Annotated in this window: 1 pseudogene; it reads right to left on the minus strand. The window is 45.2% G+C overall.

What is annotated here, in order from left to right:
- Nucleotides 1-389 (minus strand): annotated as a pseudogene (locus tag LI074_RS17190) (hypothetical protein); the annotation flags it as partial.

The following is a 389-nucleotide window of genomic DNA, read 5'->3' on the forward strand; positions in this document are numbered from 1 at the left end:
GTCTGGAGCATATTTGATTTCTTACTGATCACGAAGTCATAACCCTGAGCACCTGCACATCCTTTGGAAAGTTTGACAGTAAGCTTGTTTCTGTCAATGGAATGGCTGGAAATCTTTGTGTTGGCAGGTCGCAGGTATGCGCCGTTTTCATCTGTGATACTTCCGTCTGTGTGAATAACTCTTCCATTGAGAGATTCTGTACCAAATGCTATGAAATAATCCTGTCCTTTGGAAAGGGCAAAGTCAGCATATGGAATACTGCGCTCAAATGCACCGCCTACAGTTACAGTCTGGATGCACTGCAGAACCCCATTCTCAGCATCATACCAGAACAGATTTGCCATAAGTCCTGCACAGGAAGCATCTGCCTTTACAGAAAGCACAGCCGG

It is taken from the genome of Blautia sp. MSK18_10, from assembly GCF_020553185.1.
GTDB lineage: Bacteria > Bacillota > Clostridia > Lachnospirales > Lachnospiraceae > Blautia_A > Blautia_A wexlerae.